The organism is Pseudomonas sp. MS15a(2019) (assembly GCF_013277805.1).
Lineage (GTDB): Bacteria > Pseudomonadota > Gammaproteobacteria > Pseudomonadales > Pseudomonadaceae > Chryseomonas > Chryseomonas benzopyrenica.
On the sequence record NZ_VBTN01000010.1, the window covers coordinates 519,109 to 540,184 of the forward strand.

Genomic DNA, 21,076 nt, shown 5'->3' on the forward strand with positions numbered 1-21,076 from the left:
CTTTATGGTTGTGTGACAGTCCTAGCGCCGGGGCTGAACGGGGTTACCCTCCCAGCGCGAGCGACCCGGCAGGGTTTCGCCCTTCATCACCAGCGACAGCGGGCCCAGTTCCACGTCGTCGCCGACGCGGGCGCCATAGAGCACCACGCTGCGCGGCCCCAGGTTGACCCCGGCCCCCAGCTCGACTTCGCCCACCTTCATCACCCGATCTTCGAACAGGTGGGTCTGGGGCCCGGCCAGGGCATTGAGTTCGCCGTGATCGCCCAGCCGCACGCAGTCGAACTCGGTGAGGTCGGTGGTATCCAGGTAGGTGCCCCGGCCCAGTCGGGCGCCGAGCAGGCGCAGTGCCAGGGGCAGCCAGGGCGTACCGCGCAGGGTGCCGAGCAGATTGGGCACGGCCAGGGTCTCGTAGAGGCTGGTGATGGCTTCGCTGCGCCAGACGAAAAAGGTCCACATGGGCGCCGAGCGCGGTCGATAGCGACCGACCACCAGCCACTTGAGGCCCAGCACCACCAGGAAACTGGCCAGGGCGAAAGCGCTGCCGGCCAGCAGGGTCTCGCCAAGCAGTTGCAGCCAGGCTCCGGCCTGCCACAGCGGTACCAGGGCTTCGGCGATGGCGCAGCCGGCGGCGACGGTGAAGCCGGTAGGCAGCACGATGCGCAGGGCCTCGATCAGACCACGCGCCACCCGGCGCCAGGGTGCCGGGCGGAACGTCAGGCTTTCCGGGTAGCCGGTGAGGGTTTCCCGCGCCGGCAACCGCACCGCCGGCGAGCCGAGCCAGGTTTCGCCCTGGCGCAGGGGCACGCCTTCGTCGAGTCGACCCAGGACACCGATCAGGGCGTCCTCGGGGATATGGCAGCCGTCGGCGACATAGGCGCCGTTGCCGACGAAACTGCGGCGGGCGATGGAGGTGCGCCTGAGGGTCATCCAGCCCTGGGCTACCTGTTCGTCGCCTAGCATCACGGCATCGGCGATAAAGGTCTCGGCGCCCAGTTCCAGCAACGAGGACACCGGGCCCTGGGCGGTGGATATCTCCGCATCACGGCCGACCCGGGCACCCAGCAGGCGATACCAGAGGGCCGAGTACACCGTGGCATAGAGGCCCTGCAGGCTTTGCAGCGCCGACTCCTGGATCAGGTTGGCCAGCCACTTGCGCCAGTAGAAGAGGCTGTCGACCGACCACTGGCCTTCGTCCAGGCGCGGCAGGATCAGCCGGCGCGCCAGGGCGCAGCCGAGCAGGGTCAGGGCAACGCTGACCACGCCCAGTGGCAGCGCCAGCACCCCATACTGCAGGGCGTCGAGCAGCAGCGAAGAGGTGTGCCACCAGGGCAGTCCACCGAAACTTTCCAGTTCGTCGATCAGCAGCGCCAGGGGAAACAGCGGCATGAAGAACAGCACCGAGACCACCAGACCGCTGAGGGCATAGAGCCCTTTCAGTACGGCACGCTGGGCACGGGACACCGGGGTCGGCGGCAGGACGCGGGCACCGGCGGCGCCCTGGTCATGGGCCGGCGCGCCGCCCCAGTGGCGTCCGGCCGGGACGCGCTGACCGCTGCGCAAGGCAGACTGGGCCTGCAGGCGAGCGCCGTCACCAAGGGCGGTATCACCTTCGAGGATGGCATAGGAGCCGACCTGGGCCTCCTGGCCGAGGGTCACGGGGCCAAGCAGCAACTCGCCGCGCAGCACCCGGGCGTTCTCGAAGTTGACGCCATTGCCCAGGCTGGCGCCCTGCCCCAGGGTCAGCAGCTCGGGGACGCGCAAGGTCAGGGTGCCGACGAAGGCCTCGGCACCGACCTGGGCGCCCAGCAGCCGGAGCCAGCCACGAGCCAATGGCGAGCCGCTGAGCAGGTAGGCCGGCGCCAGGGCGAGAAAGCGTTCGCCCAGCCACCAGCGGTAGTAGGTCAGGCCCCACAGCGGATAACGACCGGGCTGCAGGCGCCCGGTCAGGCGCTTGCCTACCAGGGCCACGGCGAATTCCAGGCCGATGGCCAGAACGAACAGACTCAGGGCGGTCAGCATGGCCAGGGGCAGCGTGGTGCCGGAATGGATCAGCAGCGGGAAGGCCAGGAAAGGTGCCAACCAGCGTCCCAGGCGCAGGGTCAGGAGTGGCGGCAGAGCCGCCGCCTGGGCCAGCCCGCAACGCCAGCGGCGCCAGCGGCTGGGTGGGGCCCAGGCCTCGGTGGCCATGGCCTGGCCAGCCTCGGCGGCATCCGCCTCCAGGGCGTCGGCAATGGCGCCCAGGGTGCGACCGGAATAGACCGCCTTGACCGTGGCGCTGGCATAGCGCGAGTCCTGACGCAGGCGCGAAACCAGTCGGGCGGCAAACAGCGAGTGACCGCCCAGGTCATCGAAGAAATCCATCTCGGCGTGCAGCGCTTGGCCGGGAAACAGTTCGGCGGTGGCCGCGAGAACGGCGCCCAGGGCGCCGCTGGCCGGAGCGACCGGCGCCACCACGGCAATGGCCAGCGGCCGGGTGCGCAACTGCTTGCGGTCGATCTTGCCGGAATTCAGTCGCGGCATCTCGCCGAGCCACTCGAAACGGCTGGGCACCATGTACAGCGGCAGGCAGCCGGCCAACTCGGTCCGCAACAGGTCGCTGCGCGGCACCGGGCCGCCATCACCGACCAGGAAGGCCACCAGTTGCTCGACGCCGGCCTCTTCGCGCAGCACCACTGCCACGGTCCCGACGCCGGGCTGCCTCGCCAGGGTGGCTTCGATCTCGCCCAGCTCGACCCGATAGCCGCGGATCTTCACCTGGTCGTCGACCCGGCCCAGGCAATGCACCTGGCCGTGTTCGTCGACCCGCGCCAGGTCACCGGTGCGATAGAGCTTGAGGTCGTGGCTGCCAGTGCTCCAGGGATTAGGCAGGAATTTCTCGGCGGTCAGTTCCGGCCGCCCCAGGTAGCCATCCGCCACGCCCGGACCGGTGATGCAGAGTTCGCCCACCTGATCGCGTGGCAGCAGCGCCAGCGGCAGGCTGGCATCGGCGTGCACCACCAGCAGGCTGTAGTTGGGCAGCGGCCGGCCGATGGTCACCAGCTCGCCCGGTTGCAGTTGCGCCAGACTCGCCGAGACAGTGGCCTCGCTCGGGCCATAGGTGTTGAACAGCCGCCGCTGCGGCCGACTCCAGCGCGCCACCAGGGGCTCGGGGCACATCTCGCCGCCGAGGTTGATCAGGCGCAGGCTGGGGACGTCTTCCGGCAACAGCGCCAACAGGGTCGGCACCACGTGCAGCACGCTGATGCGATGGGCGGTCAGGGCGCGGGCCAGGGCCTCGGGGTCGGCGGTGATCTCCCGCGGCGCCAGCCAGAGGGTGGCGCCCACCAGGTAGCTGATCCAGATCTCTTCGAAGGACATGTCGAAGGCCACCGAGAAACCCTGGTAGACCCGGTCGCCGGCCTCGATGCCGAGCAGCGAATTCTCGCTGCGCAGGAAGTGGCAGATGCTGTCCTGGCGGATGCCGATGCCTTTGGGCTTGCCGGTGGAGCCGGAGGTGTAGATCAGGTAGGCCAGGTGGTCCGGGGAGACTTGGCCACGCCGGCGCAGAATCTCGCCCTGGGCCAGGGCGACGCTCAGCTCGTCGGGGGTCCAGCAGCCGAGCCCGGGACGCGCCAGCAGATCGGCGAAGGGTGCCCCGGTGATCACGCCCACCGCCTGGGCATCTTCCAGGCACAGGGCCACGCGATCGGCCGGGGTTTCGGCGTCGCAGGGCAACCAGGCGGCGCCGGTCTTGGCGATGGCCAGCTGCATCACCAGCAGCTCGATACCGCGCGGCAGCCAGAGGCCGACCACGCGGCCAGGCCCGGCACCGGCGGCCAGCAGCCGCGAGGCGGCGCGATCGGCCCAGGCGTTCAGTTCGCCATAGCTCAGGCTGCGCTCGCCTTCGAGCAGGGCGGGCCGCTCGGGCGCCCGCGCCGCGGTGGCCTCGAACAGATCGGCGAGGACTTCATCGCGGCACAGATCGGGGCGGATGGGGCCTTCGACCAGACTGAGGGAGAGTTCGGCAAGCGCTTCCATGGGGGACAGCCTCTGGGTGTTTAGCGCAGTGTGTATCTCCCGGGTTACGCGCTCCTTAAGGCGCGCTTAGGGTTTGCTTAAGGCTGGCGGGTCCTCGCGTCGCGGGCGCCGGAACAGCTCTGAGCTGCGCCTTTTCATCGATCTGCCATTGATCGGCGATGGGCGGCGGTGCGCTGGCGAGGCCAAAAAAAACGCCTCCCGAAGGAGGCGTTTTCAGTTACCGCTCAGTGATCAGCGGAGATCGAAACGATCCAGCTCCATCACCTTGGTCCACACCTTGACGAAGTCCTTGACGAACTTCTCTTGGGCGTCGGCACTGCCGTAGACCTCGCTCAGGGCACGCAGCTGGGCATGGGAACCGAACACTAGATCGACCCGGGTGCCGGTCCACTTCAGCTCGCCGCTCTGGCGATCGCGACCTTCGAAGGTGGCCTTGTCCGGACCGGTGGCCTTCCATTCGGTGGCCATGTCCAGCAGGTTGACGAAGAAGTCGTTGGTCAGGGTCTGCGGTCGCTGGGTGAAGACGCCGTGCTTGGCGCCGCCTACGTTGATGTCCAGCACGCGCAGGCCGCCCAGCAGCACCGTCAGCTCGGGCGCGGTCAGGTTCAGCAGGTGCGCCTTGTCCACCAGCAGGAATTCCGGCTTGACCTTGAACTCCCCGCCCACATAGTTGCGGAAGCCATCGGCCCAGGGCTCCAGGTGCCCGAAGGAATGAACGTCGGTCTGCTCCTGGGAGGCATCCACGCGACCCGGGGTGAAGGGCACGCTGATCGAATGACCCGCCGCCTGGGCGGCCTTTTCCACCCCGACGCTGCCGGCCAGCACGATCAGGTCGGCGATGGAGACCTGCTTGCCCTGACCCTGGACGTCACGCTGGATGCCTTCCAGCACGCCCAGCACCTTGGCCAGTTGCGCCGGCTGGTTGACCTCCCAGTCCTTTTGCGGCGCCAGGCGCAGACGGCCACCGTTGGCCCCGCCGCGCTTGTCGGAACCGCGGAAAGTGGAGGCAGCCGCCCAGGCGGTGCCGACCAGTTCGGACACGCTCAGACCGGACGCGGCCAGTTTGTCCTTGAGCGCCTTGACCTCGGCCTCGCCCAGGGGCGCGCCTGCGGCCTTGGGCAGCGGGTCCTGCCACAGCAGCTCTTCGTTCGGGGTTTCCGGGCCCAGGTAGCGGGCCAGGGGACCCATGTCCCTGTGGGTCAGCTTGAACCAGGCACGGGCAAAGGCGTCGGCCAGTTGGTCCGGGTTTTCCAGGAAGCGGCGGGAGATCTTTTCGTAGGCCGGATCGAAGCGCAGCGCCAGGTCCGAGGTGAGCATGGTCGGCTGGTGACGTTTGTTGGGATCATGGGCATCGGGCACGGCATTGGCACCGGCGCCGTCTTTCGGTCGCCACTGGTGGGCGCCGGCGGGACTCTTGAACAGCTCCCACTCGAACTTGAACATGTTCTCGAAGTATTCGTTGCTCCAGCGGGTGGGCGTGGAGGTCCAGGTCACTTCGAGGCCGCTGGTGATGGTGTCGGCGCCCTTGCCGGTGCCATAGCTGTTCTTCCAGCCAAGGCCCTGCTGTTCGAGGTCGGCCGCTTCCGGCTCGGCACCGACGCTGGTGGCGGGACCTGCGCCGTGGGTCTTGCCGAAGGCGTGGCCACCGGCGATGAGGGCGACGGTCTCCTCGTCGTTCATGGCCATGCGGCCAAAGGTCTCGCGAATGTCATGGGCTGAAGCCACCGGATCGGGATTGCCCTCCGGGCCTTCCGGGTTCACGTAGATCAGGCCCATCTGCACCGCGCCCAGGGGATTTTCCAGGGTGCGCTGCGGATTATCGTTGCGACTGTGCTCCACCGGATGCTGCTCGGGCTGGGCGGTCAGCACACCGTCACCGGGCTGTTCCATCTTCTTGTGGGCGCCATAGCGGACGTCGCCACCCAGCCAGACGGTTTCCGACCCCCAGAACACCGCATCGTCCGGTTCCCAGACGTCCTGGCGACCGCCGGAGAAGCCGAAGGTCTTGAAGCCCATGGATTCCAGGGCGACGTTGCCGGTGAGGACGATGAGGTCGGCCCAGGAGATCTTGCGGCCGTACTTCTGCTTGACCGGCCAGATCAGCCGGCGTGCCTTGTCCAGGCTGACGTTGTCCGGCCAGCTGTTCAGGGGCGCGAAGCGCTGCTGGCCCTGACCGGCGCCGCCGCGGCCGTCACCGACCCGATAGGTACCGGCGCTGTGCCAGGCCATGCGCACGAACAGCGGACCGTAGTGACCGAAGTCGGCCGGCCACCAGTCCTGGGAATCGGTCATCACGGCGCGCAGGTCAGCCTTCACCGCTTCCAGATCGAGGCTCTTGAATTCGGCGGCGTAGTCGAAGTCCTCGCCCATGGGGTCGGACAGCGAGGAATGCTGGTGCAGGAAGTTGAGATTGAGCTGATTCGGCCACCAATCCTTGTTGGTGGTACCGCCGCCGGCGGCGTGATTGAACGGGCACTTGGATTCGGTCGACATCTTCTTGGCACCTCAGGGTCTTGTTCATCCGGTTGTCAGCCGCGACGGCAGCACGGCCTTCAGAAGGCAGGGTTCCGCTCGTGTCGGCCTAGGGGCTCGACAGGCACAGCTGCCGGCGTCGAGCCGGCGCCGGGGGAAGCCCCACCCTGGGCAAAACGGACGTTGCGGTCATTGTTATCCCCTCATCAGATGGGCACACCGACGAAGCGGCGTAAGATCCATACTAGACGGCTTCGCCGCCTGGCGTGATAGAAGGTTTTGCGCCCCTCGATAGACTGGCTCTGCAAGATGACCCCGGAGTGACAGGGAATTGCCAGCCGACTCTTGGCGCGATAAGCAACGTTGGCGACCACTTTGCAGAGGTTCGCGCGGCTTGGCTTCAGGAAGCGGAATCGAAGGCGCGTTTGGGCACTGGCCAGGGCGAGGCAGCCCGCCATATGCGGAAACAGCAGGAACGGCGACCACCCTGCCCCGGGCGGTCGCCCAGCCCGGTCTAGCCCGGGGCGAACAGCAGGTTGGGCGCGTGGCGCTCGTAGCCCTCTTCCGCCAGGCGTACGTCCAGCGCCAGGCTGGCAAGGTCGGCGGACAGGGGTTCGCTGCGGGTGTCATGGTCGCGATAGAGGTGCTTGAGGTAGGTCTTGCAGTGGGCGCAGGTCTCGGCGCGTAGCGGCGCCTTCTGGGCGTTGGCGTCGTCGGTGCTCAGGGAGTAGTAGCCCAGGCCCTTGCCGGTCTCGCAGTGGCTGCACTTGACCCGCACGAAGTGCCACTCGCAGGCGCACAGCGAGCAGGTGAGATACCTCAGGCCATTGGCCTTGCCCAGGTGATGGATGATGCCGGCCATGGGCGGTGCGCCGCAGCAGGGGCAGAGGGTCTGGCTGCCCTGTTCGCGCAGGGCGCTGAAGTCACTGCGCTGCAGCCAGTGGGTCCAGGCTACCTGCAGGGCGGCGCCGAGGAAGGGCACCACGCCGGCCGGCACCAGTTCGTAGCTGCCGGCCAGCAGGGCGATGGCCCAGGCCTTGCGCTGGCCGGCATCGGCCTGGCGCAAGGCGTCGAGGGCGGCCCGTACCGGCGCCTGCTCGACCGTGAAGGCCTCCAGCAGCGCCTCAAGCGCGGGCAACCAGTCGCCTTCGCGGACCAGGGTGTCGTAGCCCAGCGGCGGTAGGCCGTGCTGCAGACTCTGGGCGCTGCGGGCCTCGTCCAGTGGCAGGGGCGCGAGACGGTCGAAGACCCCTTGCTGGGCTTCGCACAGGTCGGCCATCAGCAGCAGGTAGTCACTCAGCGCATTGTCGGTGGCCAGCAAGCGCAGGCGGTCGGCGCGATAGCCGAACAGCTCGCCACCGGGCAGCAGGATGAAATCGGGATTGACGGCCGCGGCTTCGATTTCGCCGGGCTCGAGGATCTGGCCTGCCATGGCAGGGCTCCTTAGGAAAACGGTGGAAGATGGAGGATTCAGGATAGCGGGCGGGTTTGGATGTCGGACTCCGCTGCCCTCACCCCAACCCTCTCCCGGAGGGAGAGGGAGTCAGATCGGTGCGCAGGAGAAATCCCGCGCTCCCGATCCGTAGGTTGGGTTGAGCGCAGCGAAGCCCAACAACAGCCTTACTTCTTCTCGCGGGTGACCTTCTCGTACCACAGCGAATGGTGCTTCTTGGCCCAGGCGCGACTGACCCAACCGGTCATCATCGCGGTCACCGAGCCCTTGATCCAGATCCCCGCATAGATGTGCACGATGATCGACAGCACCAGCACGAAGGCGGCGACGGCGTGGGCCAGGGCGCCCAGGCGGATCACCGGGATGGGGAACAGGTGGGCGAAGTACTGCCGCCAGATGACCACGCCGCTGACCAGCAGGATCAGCATGCAGGCCAGCAGCACCCAGAACAGGATCTTCTGCCCGGGGTTGTACTTGTCGATCGGCGGCAGCTTCTCCTCGCGGTTGTTCAGTACGTCGTTGATCTGCTTGAGCCACTGGGCGTCTTCGCGGCCGATCTTGTTGTGCCGCCAGAAGCGGATCACCAGAAAGGCGAAGAACAGGAACATCGCCACACCCATGAAGGGATGCAGGATGCGCGTCCAGGTGCCGCCGCCGAACAGGCTCGACAACGGAAACAGCGCCGGGTGGAACAGCGCCAGTCCCGACAGCCCGGCCATGAAGAACAGGATCGCCACGATCCAGTGGTTGGTCCGCTCGTTGGCGTTGTAACGCTGGATTTCAGGTTTCATCTCGATCTCCCAGGACGCCCCCGGCTAACCGGGGGCGTACCCCTGCTAGGGCTGCTTGTCGTGCGGATCGAAGATCTGCACGGACGGACTCAGCTGCTTGACCTCGCCCTTGGGCGCATCGCCCTCGTGACGGGGCGGCGCCTCGACCACTTCGTCGTCGTCATCGGTCCGGTTGGGACCGACGCGCACGTAGTGGAAGAAACCGGCCAGCACCGCCGCGCCCATGGCGAACAGTGCCAGGGGTTTGGTGAAGCCCTTCCACAGGCCCACGGTGGGGCTGATGGTCGGATCCTTGGGCAGGTGGTTGTACAGCTGCGGCTGGTCGGCATGGTGCAGCACGTACATGACGTGGGTGCCCCCTACCCCCACCGGGTCGTACAGACCGGCGTTCTCGTAGCCGCGACTCTTGAGATCGACGATGCGCTCGGCGGCGTGCTCCTTCATGGCGTCCTTGGTGCCGAACACGATGGCGCCGGTTGGGCAGGTCTTGACGCAAGCCGGCTCCAGGCCGACCCCGACCCGGTCCGAACACAGCGAGCACTTGTAGGCCTTGTTGTCCTTTTTCGAGATCCGCGGGATGTCGAAGGGGCAACCGGCGATGCAGTAGCCGCATCCGATGCAGTGGTCCTGGTTGAAGTCGACGATACCGTTGGCGTACTTGACGATGGCCCCCGGACTCGGACAGGCCTTCAGGCAGCCCGGCTCGGCGCAGTGCATGCAGCCGTCCTTGCGGATCAGCCACTCCAGCTTGCCGGCCTCGTCCTCGTGCTCGGTGAAACGCATCAGCGTCCAAGAGTCCGCGGTGAGGTCCGCCGGGTTGTCGTAGGTGCCGTGGGTATGGCCCACCTCGTCGCGCAGCTCGTTCCATTCCGAGCAGGCGACCTGGCAGGCCTTGCAGCCGATGCACTTGGACACATCGATCAGCTTGGCCACTTCCGCCTGATTGCGCACGGACGGATAAGCCGTAGTCGTCGCGGAGCGGGCGTAGATATCTTGGCTTGCCATCACGCTTTCTCCACGTTGACCAGGAACGACTTGAACTCGGGCGTCTGGGTATTCCCGTCACCCACGAAGGGAGTCAGGGTATTGGCCAGGTAACCCATCCGCGCCACGCCGGAGAAGCCCCAGTGGATGGGGATACCGACATGGTGCACCGTTTCGCCATTGACCTGCAGCGGACGGATCCGCTTGGTCACCACCGCCTTGCAGACGATGTGGCCGCGCTTGGAGCTGACGCGTACGAGATCACCCGCGGCGATGCCCTTCTGCTTGGCCAGCACCTCGCCGATCTCGACGAACTGCTCGGGCTGGATGATGGCGTTGAGGCGGCAGTGCTTGCTCCAGTAGTGGAAGTGCTCGGTCAGGCGGTAGGTGGTGGCCGCATAGGGGAAGTCCTTGCGATCGCCGAAGTCCGCCCAGTCGTCCTTGAGCACCCGCGCCGCCGGGCTGTTCAGCGCCTTGCGGTTGTTGGGGTGCAGCGGGTTGACGCCGATGGGCGTTTCGAACGGCTCGTAGTGCTCCGGGAAGGGCCCCTCGGCCATCTTGTCCAGCGAGAAGAAGCGCGCTACCCCTTCCGGGTTCATGATGAACGGACTCATCCCGTCGCCAGGCTTGCCGTCGATCTTGAAGTCCGGCACGTCGGTACCGCCCCACTTCTGCGCCTTGTCGTTCCACCAGACCAGCTTCTTGCTCGGGTCCCACGGCTTGCCGCTAAGATCCGAGGAGGCACGGTTGTAGAGGATGCGGCGGTTGTTCGGCCACGACCAGGCCCAGCCCAGGGTCTGCCCCATATGGAACGGATCGCTGTTGTCGCGCCGCGCCATCTGGTTGCCCTGCTCGGTCCAGGCGCCGCAATAGATCCAGCAGCCCGAGGCAGTACTGCCGTCGTCCATCAACTGGCCGAAACCGGCAAGTTGCTGGCCGGCCTTGGCCGAAACGGCGCCCTTGGCATCGAGCACGTCGGTCACAGCGTAGCCGTTGAACTCCTTGGCCAACTCCTCCGCCGAAGGCTCTCCTGGTTTGGCATAGGGCCAGGAAAGGCCCAGGATTGGATCAGGAAAGGCACCGCCGTCCTGGCGATAGGCCTCGCGCAATCTGAGGAACAGTTCGGACATGATGACGATGTCGCTTCGGCCCTCGGCAGGCGCTTCGGCACCCTTGAAGTGCCACTGCAGCCAGCGACTGGAGTTCACCAGGGAGCCGTCTTCCTCGGCGAAGCAGGTGGTGGGCAGGCGGAACACCTCGGTCTGGATTTCCGCGGTATTCACATCGTTGTGATCGCCGTGGTTGCGCCAGAATTCGGAGGTCTCGGTGGCCAGCGGATCCATGATCACCAGCCACTTGAGCTTGGACAGCCCGCGCATCACCTTGGCCTTGTTGGGGAAGGCGGCGATGGGGTTGAAACCCTGGCAGAAATAGCCGTTGACCTGACCCTTGCCCATCATGTCGAAGTAGCGCAGCACATCGTAGCCAGCACCCGTGACATCGACCTTGGGCAACCAGTGGTAGCACCAGTCGTTATCCTTGGTGGCGTTGTCGCCGTACCACGCCTTCATCAGGCTGACGTGAAACTTGCCGTAGTTCTGCCAGTAGCTCATCTGTCCCGGACGCAGCGGCTTGCTGGCGCGTCGGTCGATGAAGGCGTGGTAGTCCTGCTCGCCGTCGGCGCCGATGGTCAGGTAGCCCGGCAGCTGGATCGACAAGAGACCCAGGTCGGTAAGGCCTTGGATGTTGGAGTGACCGCGCAGGGCGTTCATCCCGCCACCGGGCATACCGATGTTGCCAAGCAGCAGCTGCACCATGGCGCCGGCACGAATGATCTGGGCGCCAATGGAGTGCTGAGTCCAACCTAGGGCATAGAGGATGGTCATCGTGCGACCGGGCGCCGAAGTCTCAGCAATCTCGGCCCAGACCTTCTCGATCGCCTCAACGGGCGTACCACATACCTGACTGGCCACTTCCAGGGTGTAGCGGCTGTAGTGCTGCTTCATCAACTGGAAGACGCAACGCGGGTGCTCAAGCGTTGCATCGATCTTGACGAAGCCGTCGTCGCCGATCTCGTAGCCCCATTGAGTCTTGTCGGTATAGGTACGTTTTTCAGCGTCGTAGCCGGTATACAGGCCGTCTTCGAAGGAGAAGCCTTCCTTCACGATAAAGCCTACGTCGGTGTAGTTACGGACGTATTCGTGCTGGATCTTGTCGTGAGTGATCAGGTAATTGATCAACCCGCCCAGGAAGGCAATGTCGCTGCCGGTCCGGATGGGGGCGTAGTAGTCCGCAACCGAGGCAGAACGGGTATAGCGCGGATCGACCACGATCAGCCGGGCGTTGTTGTGCGCCTTGGCCTCGGTGACCCACTTGAAACCACACGGGTGCGCTTCAGCGGCATTGCCGCCCATGATCAAGACGAGGTTAGCGTTCTTGATGTCGCTCCAGTGATTTGTCATGGCGCCACGGCCAAACGTCGGGGCAAGACCTGCCACCGTCGGGCCGTGTCAAACGCGCGCTTGGTTATCGAAGGCCAACAGGCCCAGATTCCGCGCGATCTTGTGCGTCAAATAACCGGTTTCATTGGAGGACGCCGAGGCGGCCAGGAAGCCCGTGGTCAGCCAGCGATTGACCGTCTGGCCCTTGTCGTTGGTGGCGATGAAGTTGGCATCGCGGTCTTCCTTCATCAGGGTAGCGATGCGGTCAAGCGCCTCGTCCCAGCTGATGCGGGTCCACTCGTTGCTGCCAGGCTTGCGCACCTCGGGATACTTGAGGCGATTGGGGCTGTGGATGAAATCCAGCAGGCCGGCGCCTTTCGGGCAGAGGGTGCCACGGTTGACCGGATGGTCGGCGTCGCCCTCGATGTGAATGATGTTCTGGGCCACGTTCTTGGCCCGGTCACCCATGCTGTACATGATCAGGCCGCAGCCGACCGAGCAGTAGGGACAGGTGTTGCGGGTTTCCACGGTGTGCGCCAGTTTGAAATGGCGCACCTGGTCGGCAAAGGCGGCTGTGGGAGCCATGCCTAACGCCGCCAGGCTGGATCCCGCAAGGCCGACTCCAGCGACCTTGAAGAATTGCCGACGGTTCATATCCACGTTTTCTTGTCCTCGTTCAGGCTGGGCCTGGTGCATAGCCAGGCCCTGAGGCAAGAGTAACCCAATCGTTTGGCTTATCGAGCGCTTCGCCCTTGTCGCCGATCAATGGAAGTCGGCCTTCCCTCCTCTAGTCCGATGCGACCTGACGAATGGCCTGAGCATCCAGCTCGGTCGTCGCCCCTTCCACCTGCAGCGGATTGTCGCCCCGCGCCACCAGTCGTTCGCCGATCAGCCGTGAACCCCTGACGTTTAGGTGGTTGCCATCCTGGTACAGCGGCGTGCCGTCGAGTGCCGAATGGCAGCGCTGGGCATCGCAGGTAACGGCCTTGGGATCCAGGGTCAGCAGCTGCGGGTAGCGCTGCTTGAGGTCGTCGAGGATCAGGGTGAAGGGTTCCTGGCGCCGCGCCACGTCGCCCAATTCGACGGAACAGTCGTTGGCGGTGTGGAACAGCCGGTTCTTGACCTGACAGGTGTCGCGCCCGGCACCGATCTCGGGGATGCCGGCCAGGATCACCGGGGTGGCGCCGCTCTGGACGATGATGCGCAGGGCGTTGTCCAGGCCCTCCCGCAACAGCTCGGCGGGCGTCGCGCTGCCCCCCGGGCGCTGCAGCACGTTGTAGGCCGAAAGGCCCGCTTCGCTCATGCCTTCCAGGTACATCGGCCAGCGTCCGCCCAGCACCACATAGCGATAGCCGCCGGTACGAATGGCCTGGGTCACCACCGGTGCGGTGAGCTGGATCGACGGATCCAGGCGATTGCCCGGACGGGTGATGTGGACGTCGTCGAGACCGGGCAGGTAGAGGGTACCACTGCGGGTCATGTCATAGCCGCGCAGGCCGGCGTCCTTGAGCAGGACATCGAGCATGCCGGTGCTGGCGGCGGCGTGGCTATCGCCCACCAGCAGCACCTCCGCCCGCGGCCGGTCGACGGCGCCCAGGCGGCAGCGGTCCGGCGACCATTGGGTCGCCATGGTGCCGAACTCCTCGATGAAGCAGCTGCCCCGTGCCTTGGCGAAGGTGCTGTCCAGCGCCTCGACCATGGCGGCGGTGTTGCCGTCGTAACGCTGCGGAAAACCCTGGAACTTGAGCGTCAGCCCGACCGCCAGCGCACCCACCAGCAGCGGCGCGACATAGAGGCCAGCGAAGATCAGTCGTGGCGAATGGCGCGGCCGACCGCGGAAGGGTTGCTCGACGAAGCGCCACGACAGCGCGCCTAGCGCCACCGAGGCCGCCACCAGGGCCAGTTGCAGCCCCAGCTCCTTGGGCACCTCCATGTAGTTCGTGAAGGCCATCAGCGGCCAGTGCCAGAGATACAGCGAATAGGAGATCAGGCCAATGAACACCAGGGGCCGTTGGGCCAGCAGCCAGCGCGCCGGGCCCCGACCGTTTTCTCCGGTCCAGATCAGCAGAGCAGCGCCCAGGCAGGGCCAGAGGGCATTCACCCCTGGGAAGCGACTGTGATGATCGAGGGTGAAGGCCGGTACCAGGATCAGCGCCAAGGCCACCAGCCCAAGCACCCTGGCCTGCCCGGCGCTGGCGCGCGGCAGGCGCTCCCAGTACAGCGCCAGCAGGCTGCCCACCAGCAGTTCGAAGGCGCGGGCATGCAGCAGATAGTAGGCGGCATTGGGTTGCGCCCGTGCGGCCCACTCCGACAGCGCCAGGCCCGCGAGCGCCAGCAACACCGCGACCTGGCCGCAACGGCGCACGCCCAGCAGGCGATAGCCCAGCAGGAGCAGCACCGGCCAGAACAGGTAGTACTGCTCCTCTACCGCCAGCGACCAGGTATGCAGCAGCGGCAGCTCATCCGCCGTGGGCGAGAAATAGCCATTGCTGGCGCGCCAGAAGAAGACGTTGGCGATGGACAGCAGCGCGGCCATCAGGCTCTTGCTGTAGCTGGCGAGATCCCGCGGCAGCAGGATGCAGGCAGCCGCCACGCTGGTGACCACGGCCATGGCCACGAAGGCCGGTAGCAGCCGCCGCACGCGGCGCAGATAGAAGTCGGCGAAGCTGAAGCGCCCCAGCGCGAGGTCCGGTGCGGTCTTGCGGGTGATCAGATAGCCGGAGATGACAAAGAAGACATCGACGCCGATATAGCCGCCACCAAAGGCGCTGAAGCCGACGTGATTGAGAACGACCAGCAACACGGCGATGGCGCGCAGGCCATCGATGTCCCGACGATAGTTAAGCTCCATGGTACAGACTCCTGCTAGGCCTCGACGATCCAGCGAGGGCCTCTGCCAGGAATCATGCCGACCCCGGAGACGCCATCGCTGCAAGGACGCTGCGCATCCCTTTGCGCAACCCGCCTGCGACCGGTGGTCGCTCCAGAGGTTCAGCACTAGGCGCAACCGAAACACCCAAACGAGAAGTGGATCACTCTAGCGCGGGCATCTGCCACCGATCCCGGCGATTCGGCAGCGCCGGAAAGTCATGCTAAGCTCGCTAACTTTCCTCGCGATGCCTTCGGACCCTTCCACCATGTCCAAGCACCTGCCGACGCCGCCATAGCACCACCCCTCCTCCGGTAACCGCCCCTGCGGCGTGTGCCCGCATCGTCCTGCCCCGTCGTCTATCCGCGATCGTGCCCCGCCGTACCATCGCCCGTTCTGGATACGCCATGAAAAGTGTCTCTCCCCGTGCCGACATCCTGGCCGGTCTCACCACGTCCTTCGCCCTGGTGCCCGAGTGCATCGCCTTTGCCCTGGTCGCCCATCTCAATCCGCTGATGGGACTCTATGGCGCCTTCTTCATCTGTACCCTCACCGCCCTCTTCGGCGGTCGGCCCGGCATGATCTCCGGCGCGGCCGGCTCCATGGCGGTGGTGATCGTCGCCTTGGTGGTGCAGCACGGCGTGCAGTACCTGCTGGCCACGGTGGTGCTGGGCGGCCTGCTGATGATCGCCTTCGGCCTCCTGCGCCTGGGCAAGCTGATCCGCATGGTGCCGCACCCGGTCATGCTGGGCTTCGTCAACGGCCTGGCCATCGTCATCGCCCTGGCCCAGCTGGAACACTTCAAGCAGGGCGACACCTGGCTCAGCGGCGCCCCGCTGTGTCTGATGATCGGCTTGACCCTGGCAACCATGGCCATCATCTGGCTCCTGCCCCGCCTGACCCGTGCCGTACCGCCAGCGCTGGCGGCCATCCTTGGCGTGGGGCTGGCGGTGTATTTCCTCGACCTGCCGACCCGTACCCTGGGCGACATGGCTCACATCGCCGGCGGATTGCCGCAGCTGGCCCTGCCCCACATCCCCTGGACGCTCGAAACGCTGCAGATCATCCTGCCCTATGCGGTGCTGATGGCCCTGGTCGGCCTGCTGGAGACCCTGCTGACGCTGAATCTCACCGACGAGATCACCGAGAGCCGCGGCCGGCCCAATCGCGAGTGCGTGGCCCTCGGCGCGGCCAACATGGCGTCCGGCCTGTTCGGCGGCATGGGCGGTTGCGCCATGATCGGCCAGACCATGATCAACCTGAGTTCGGGTGGGCGTGGCCGGCTATCGGGGATAGTCGCCGGGATCCTGATGCTGCTCTTCGTGCTGTTCCTGTCGCCGCTGATCGAGCGCATTCCGCTGGCGGCACTGGTCGGCACCATGTTCGTGGTCGCCCAGCAGACCTTCGCCTGGGCCTCGCTGCGGGTGCTGCACCGGGTGCCGCGCAGCGACATGCTGATGATCATCGCCGTCACCGTGATCACCGTCTTCGCCGACCTCGCCACCGCGGTGCTCTGCGGCATCGTCCTGGCCGCGCTCAACTTCGCCTGGCAGCACGCCCGCCGCCTCTATGCCGACAGCCACTTGGAAGCCGACGGCAGCAAGAGATACCAGGTGCACGGCACCCTGTTCTTCGCCTCCACCGCCACCTTTCTCAACCAGTTCGATCCGGCCGGTGATCCGCCCAAGGTGGTGGTGGACTGCCGCCACCTGAGTTTCGTCGACTACTCCGCCGTGGCGGCACTGCGCACCCTGCACGAGCGCTATGCCAAGGCCGGCAAGCGGGTGCGGGTGCTGCACCTGTCCGCCCGCTGCAAGCAGCTGCTGCGGCGTGGCGGCGTGACGGACGACCTCGCCCTCGGCGATTGAACCCGAAACGGCGCCGCCGGGTCTCTCCCAGCAATATCCTGTTCCCGGAGACCCGCGGCCATGTCCAAGATCCTCGCCTGCCTCGACGGCTCGGCCGTGAGCGCCGCCGTCTGTGACTTCGCTGCCTGGGCCGGCACCGCCCTGGATGCCCCGCTCACCCTGCTGCATGTGCTGGATCACCGACGCTTCCCGCGACCAGGCCAGGCCACCTCGCCGCTGCTGGTCAATCGGGAACAGCTGCTCACCGAGCTGGCCGCCCTGGATGCCCAGCGCGGCACGCTCGCCGAAGACCAGGGCCGGCTACTGCTCGATGCGGCCCAGCTACGGGTGGAAGAGCAGCAGGCGCGCTGCGCCGGCGCCGTGCTGCAACATGGAGATCTGATGAGCTCGCTGGAGAGCCTGCAGGAGGATTTCGACCTCATCGTGCTGGGGCGCCAGGGTGAGGACAGCCCGCCCAAGCGGCTGATCGGTCGCCACCTGGAAAGCGCCATCCGCCTCCTGCACCGCCCGCTGCTGGTGGCCGGCCACCTGTTCGTCAAACCCAGCGGCGTGCTGCTGGCCTATGACGACAGCAGCAGCGCGCGCAAGGCGGTGACCTGGGTGGCCAACTGCCGGCTGTTCGACGGCCTCGCCTGCCACCTGGTGACCGTCGGCCGCGACCGCGAAGAACGCCGCGCCGCCCTCGCCCGCGCCGCCGCCGAACTCAGGGCGCAGGGCCGCACGGTCACCACCGCCATCACCGACGGCGACGTGGAACTGGGCCTGGAGCGCTATCGCAAGCAACACGGCCTGGAGCTGGTGGTCATGGGCGCCTTCGGCCACTCCCGCCTGCGCCACTTCTTCATGGGCAGCAACACCCGCAACATGCTGGAAGCGGCCGGCAGTGCGCTGATCGTGGTGCGCTAAAGGGGCTTGAGCTCAGCCTAGAAATCCACCCGCCCGCGACTGGCCTTGAGGCCGCTGCGGCGCGACTTGCCTTCCAGGCGGCGCTGCTTGGAACCGTAGGTGGGCTTGGTCGGGCGCCGCGGCTTTTCCTGGACGTTGGCCGCCGCAATCAACGTGGCCAGGCGTTCCAGGGCGTCGGCGCGATTCTGTTCCTGGGTGCGGTATTGCTGGGCCTTGATCACCACCACGCCGTCGCGGCTGATGCGCCCGTCGCGCAGCACCAGCAGCCGCTCCTTGAGCGCTTCCGGCAGCGACGAGGCCTGGATGTCGAATCTCAGGTGGACGGCGCTGGAAACCTTGTTGACGTTCTGCCCACCCGCACCCTGGGCGCGAACCGCGGTGAGCTGGATTTCCTGCTCGGGCAGCGTCAGACGCTCGTCGATGACCAGACTCACGCCAGGTGCGCGCCGCGGCTGAGCCAGGCGTCCAGCAGCGGTTCCAGTTCCTCCAGCGGCTGGTAGCCGTTGGTGACCAGCGCCAGCTGACCATCACGCTCGGCCAACAGCGTGGGGAAGCCGGCGATACCCAGATTCAACGCCCAGTCGAAGTCGGCCTGGGTGGCCTGGTGCGCCGGCTCGCCATCGAACAGCGGGGCGAATTCGATACGCGGCAGGCCACAGGCTTCGGCCAGCTCCACCAGCAGCGCCGGCTGGGTGACGTCGCGGGCTTCGACATAGAAGGCCCGCTGGATACGCTTGGCCAGTGGCCAGACGGCCTCTTCGTCGAGCTGGCGGGCGGCGACCAGGGCGCGGCAGGCCGGCTCGGTGTCGTACACTAGGCCTTCCGGCGGACCCTGGTCCAGGGCGAAAGGCTGGCCCGTGGTCTCCTGCACCGCCTGCCAGTAGGCCAGGGTGCGTACCCGGCTGGCGGTGTCCTGGGCTACCCGCTCGCGGCGCAGGCCGCCCACCACCAGGTGCAGGGGAATGCCCTGGGCCGCCGCTCGCTCGGCCAGGCGCTCGACCACTGGGGCGAAGCCCCAGCACCAGGAGCACATGGGGTCCATCACATAGAGCAGGCGACCGGGCATCCTAGACCTCCTCGGGGCTGGGGGTGGCGTTCAGCCGCGGATCGCGGCCGATGGGATGGGGTTCGTTGCGCAGGCGCGCCAGCTCGATCTGCTTCTGCCGCTCGCGGGCACCGGCGCGGGTCTTTTCCGACAGCGAATCCCAGCAGTGCGGGCAGCTGATGCCGGGGCTGTAGTGCGGCGACTGCATGTCTTCCGGCGAGACCGGCGTACGACAGGCATGGCACTGGTCGTAGACCCCTTCGGCAAGGTCATGGGTCACGGTGACGCGGTTGTCGAAGACGAAGCACTCGCCTTCCCAGCGGGATTCCTCCGCCGGCACCTCTTCGAGGTACTTGAGGATGCCGCCCTTGAGGTGGAAGACCTCGGGGAAGCCTTCCTGCAGCATGAAGCTCGACGCCTTCTCGCAGCGGATGCCACCGGTGCAGAACATGGCGACTTTCCTGTGCCGGGCCGGATCGAAGTGCTCGCGGATATAGGCCGGGAAATCGCGGAAGCTCTTGGTCTTGGGATCGATCGCCCCCTTGAAGCTGCCGATGCCCACCTCGTAGTCGTTGCGGGTGTCGATCACCAGCACCTCGGGGTCGTCGACCAGGGCGTTCCAGTCCCGGGGTTCGACATAGGTGCCCACGCGGCGGTTGGGATCGACGCCGGGCACGCCCAGGGTGACGATCTCCTTCTTGAGCTTGACCTTGGTGCGATAGAAGGGCTGCTCGGCGCAGTAGGATTCCTTGTGGTCGATGTCGACCAGGCGCGGATCGGCGCGCAGCCAGGCCAGTACCGCATCGATGCCTTCGCGGCTGCCGGAAACGGTGCCGTTGATGCCTTCCTCGGCCAGCAGCAGGGTGCCCTTGACATCATGGGTCAGTAGGGTCTGCAGCAGGGGTTCACGCAATTGGACGTAGTCGTCCAGGGTGACGAACTTGTACAAGGCCGCCACGACAATCTTGTCGGTCATCTTCGGGTTCCCAGGGGTCGCCCTCGCAAAGGGCGGACCGGTTAGAACCTGTTCATGACCTGCTGCGCGTCGGCCAAACTGCGTTGAAAAGGTCTTCGGAATGCTCATTTACCACTCGTAAACTCCGCTTCCTCAGCCCTTTTCGCCTCGTTTGTCTCTAGCTCGCTAGGTCGTGAAACAGGTTCTTTGACGAAAACGCCGGCAAGAATGCCGGCGCCGGTCAAATTTTAACCAATTAGTAGGGCGCCGAACAATGGCGCCTTGAGATCAACCCGCCAGGTCGTGCTTGCTGCCGCCGCGGCAGGTGGGCGAATCCGGTGCCTGCCCCTGGGCCGCCCACTCCGCCGGGGTATAGGTGTGCAGCGCCAGGGCGTGGAACTGGCCCATGAGTTCGCCCAGGGTGCCGTAGACCTTCTGGTGGCGTTTCACCGCGTTGAGCCCGGCGAAGTGTTCGCTCACCACCACCGCCTTGTAATGGGTCTCCTGGCCGCGGCTGTGCATGTGGCTTTCGTCGAGCACCTCCAGGTGCTCGGGTTGCAACAGGCCCAGGCTGGACTGGATACGTTCGCGCATGCTCATGGGGATACCTCGACTGTGAGAAACGTCATTCTAGCGAGCCTGGGCCCCGCCCGGAAACGACGAAGCCCGGAACGGGTCCGGGCTTCGTGGCAAAGGCTCGACTCAGCGCTTGGCGGGCGGCGGCGCGTTCTCGGCACCGGCCGGCGGCTTCACGCCCAGCTCCTTGTCCATTTCGGCGAGGATGCCGTTGACCTTGGGTACCGCCTGCTCCAGCTTGGCCTGGGTCAGCTGAGCGGACTGGGCTGACAGCCGCGGCAGGGTGGCGATCATCTTCTTGCCCAGATCGGACTGGTAGAACTTGATCAGGCCTTCCAGCTCGTCTTCGGTGAAGTTGTCGGTGTACAGCTTGACCATCTCGGGCTTGATCTTTTCCCAGCCGATGGTGCTGTCCAGCGCCTGGTTGGCACGGGCGGTGTAGCTTTCCAGCACGGCTTTCTTGGCCGGCGCCTTGGCCTGCTCGAAGTGCTGGGCGAACAGTTGCTGGACCTGGGCATAGACCGGGGTGGTCAGCTTGTCGGCGTTGGCCAGCTTGAGAAAGCGCTCCGCGTCGGCCGCGTGGCTCTTGGCGTCGGCCAGGGCGAAGCTGCTGGCGCTGGCGAGCAGCACTACGGCGCCAAGCGTACGGAGAGTCTTTTTCATGGACGTCCTTGGGGATGCGAAAAATGGACGGGAAGT

Annotated in this window: 14 protein-coding genes; 2 read left to right on the plus strand and 12 right to left on the minus strand. The window is 66.2% G+C overall.

The window, feature by feature from the left end; genetic code table 11:
• Positions 1–21: 21 nt before the first annotated feature.
• The 7 genes from FEZ61_RS16880 to FEZ61_RS16910 form a co-directional block, all read right to left on the minus strand.
• Positions 22–4,017: a Pls/PosA family non-ribosomal peptide synthetase gene (locus tag FEZ61_RS16880; RefSeq protein WP_173149589.1), complete on the minus strand. Its 3,996-nt coding sequence runs from the start codon at positions 4,015–4,017 to the stop codon at positions 22–24.
• Between the two features lie 231 nt (positions 4,018–4,248).
• Complete coding sequence (gene katG, locus FEZ61_RS16885; protein ID WP_173149591.1) at positions 4,249–6,510, minus strand: catalase/peroxidase HPI; 2,262 nt, start codon at positions 6,508–6,510, stop codon at positions 4,249–4,251.
• 493 nt (positions 6,511–7,003) lie between these two features.
• Positions 7,004–7,921: a formate dehydrogenase accessory protein FdhE gene (gene fdhE, locus FEZ61_RS16890; protein WP_173149593.1), complete on the minus strand. Its 918-nt coding sequence runs from the start codon at positions 7,919–7,921 to the stop codon at positions 7,004–7,006.
• A 188-nt stretch (positions 7,922–8,109) separates the two neighbouring features.
• Complete coding sequence (locus FEZ61_RS16895; RefSeq protein WP_059315878.1) at positions 8,110–8,733, minus strand: formate dehydrogenase subunit gamma; 624 nt, start codon at positions 8,731–8,733, stop codon at positions 8,110–8,112.
• 45 nt (positions 8,734–8,778) lie between these two features.
• Positions 8,779–9,738, minus strand: coding sequence for a formate dehydrogenase subunit beta (gene fdxH / locus FEZ61_RS16900; protein WP_064309443.1), 960 nt, complete (start codon positions 9,736–9,738; stop codon positions 8,779–8,781).
• Positions 9,738–12,818 (minus strand): formate dehydrogenase-N subunit alpha, encoded by a 3,081-nt coding sequence (gene fdnG / locus FEZ61_RS16905; protein WP_173149595.1) that lies wholly within the window; start codon positions 12,816–12,818, stop codon positions 9,738–9,740. The genes fdxH and fdnG overlap by 1 nt, the downstream gene beginning before the upstream one ends.
• 127 nt (positions 12,819–12,945) lie before the next feature.
• The gene (locus FEZ61_RS16910; RefSeq protein WP_173149597.1) at positions 12,946–15,009 is read right to left on the minus strand and encodes an acyltransferase family protein; all 2,064 of its coding nucleotides are present in this window, start codon (positions 15,007–15,009) and stop codon (positions 12,946–12,948) included.
• Between the two features lie 425 nt (positions 15,010–15,434).
• Between FEZ61_RS16910 and FEZ61_RS16915 the strand changes: the two genes are divergently transcribed.
• Together FEZ61_RS16915 and FEZ61_RS16920 are read left to right on the plus strand one after the other, a co-directional pair.
• On the plus strand, positions 15,435–16,895 hold the full coding sequence (locus FEZ61_RS16915; RefSeq protein WP_173149599.1) for a SulP family inorganic anion transporter: 1,461 nt from the start codon (positions 15,435–15,437) through the stop codon (positions 16,893–16,895).
• 60 nt (positions 16,896–16,955) lie between these two features.
• Positions 16,956–17,801 (plus strand): universal stress protein, encoded by an 846-nt coding sequence (locus FEZ61_RS16920; protein ID WP_173149601.1) that lies wholly within the window; start codon positions 16,956–16,958, stop codon positions 17,799–17,801.
• Between the two features lie 17 nt (positions 17,802–17,818).
• Here the strand turns inward: FEZ61_RS16920 and arfB are convergent, their stop codons facing one another.
• From arfB to FEZ61_RS16945, 5 genes are all read right to left on the minus strand, one after another.
• The gene (gene arfB, locus FEZ61_RS16925; RefSeq protein WP_064309477.1) at positions 17,819–18,229 is read right to left on the minus strand and encodes an alternative ribosome rescue aminoacyl-tRNA hydrolase ArfB; all 411 of its coding nucleotides are present in this window, start codon (positions 18,227–18,229) and stop codon (positions 17,819–17,821) included.
• 2 nt (positions 18,230–18,231) lie between these two features.
• Entirely contained in the window at positions 18,232–18,867 is a 636-nt protein-coding gene (locus FEZ61_RS16930; RefSeq protein ID WP_017639807.1) for a DsbA family protein, read from the minus strand.
• 1 nt (position 18,868) lies between these two features.
• On the minus strand, positions 18,869–19,822 hold the full coding sequence (locus FEZ61_RS16935; protein WP_064309448.1) for a rhodanese-related sulfurtransferase: 954 nt from the start codon (positions 19,820–19,822) through the stop codon (positions 18,869–18,871).
• A 267-nt stretch (positions 19,823–20,089) separates the two neighbouring features.
• Complete coding sequence (locus FEZ61_RS16940) at positions 20,090–20,401, minus strand: BolA family protein (protein WP_064309449.1); 312 nt, start codon at positions 20,399–20,401, stop codon at positions 20,090–20,092.
• Positions 20,402–20,503: 102 nt separating this feature from the next.
• A complete protein-coding gene (locus FEZ61_RS16945; RefSeq protein ID WP_017639810.1) occupies positions 20,504–21,040 on the minus strand; it encodes a DUF2059 domain-containing protein in 537 nt (178 codons plus the stop codon).
• Between the last annotated feature and the right edge of the window lie 36 nt (positions 21,041–21,076).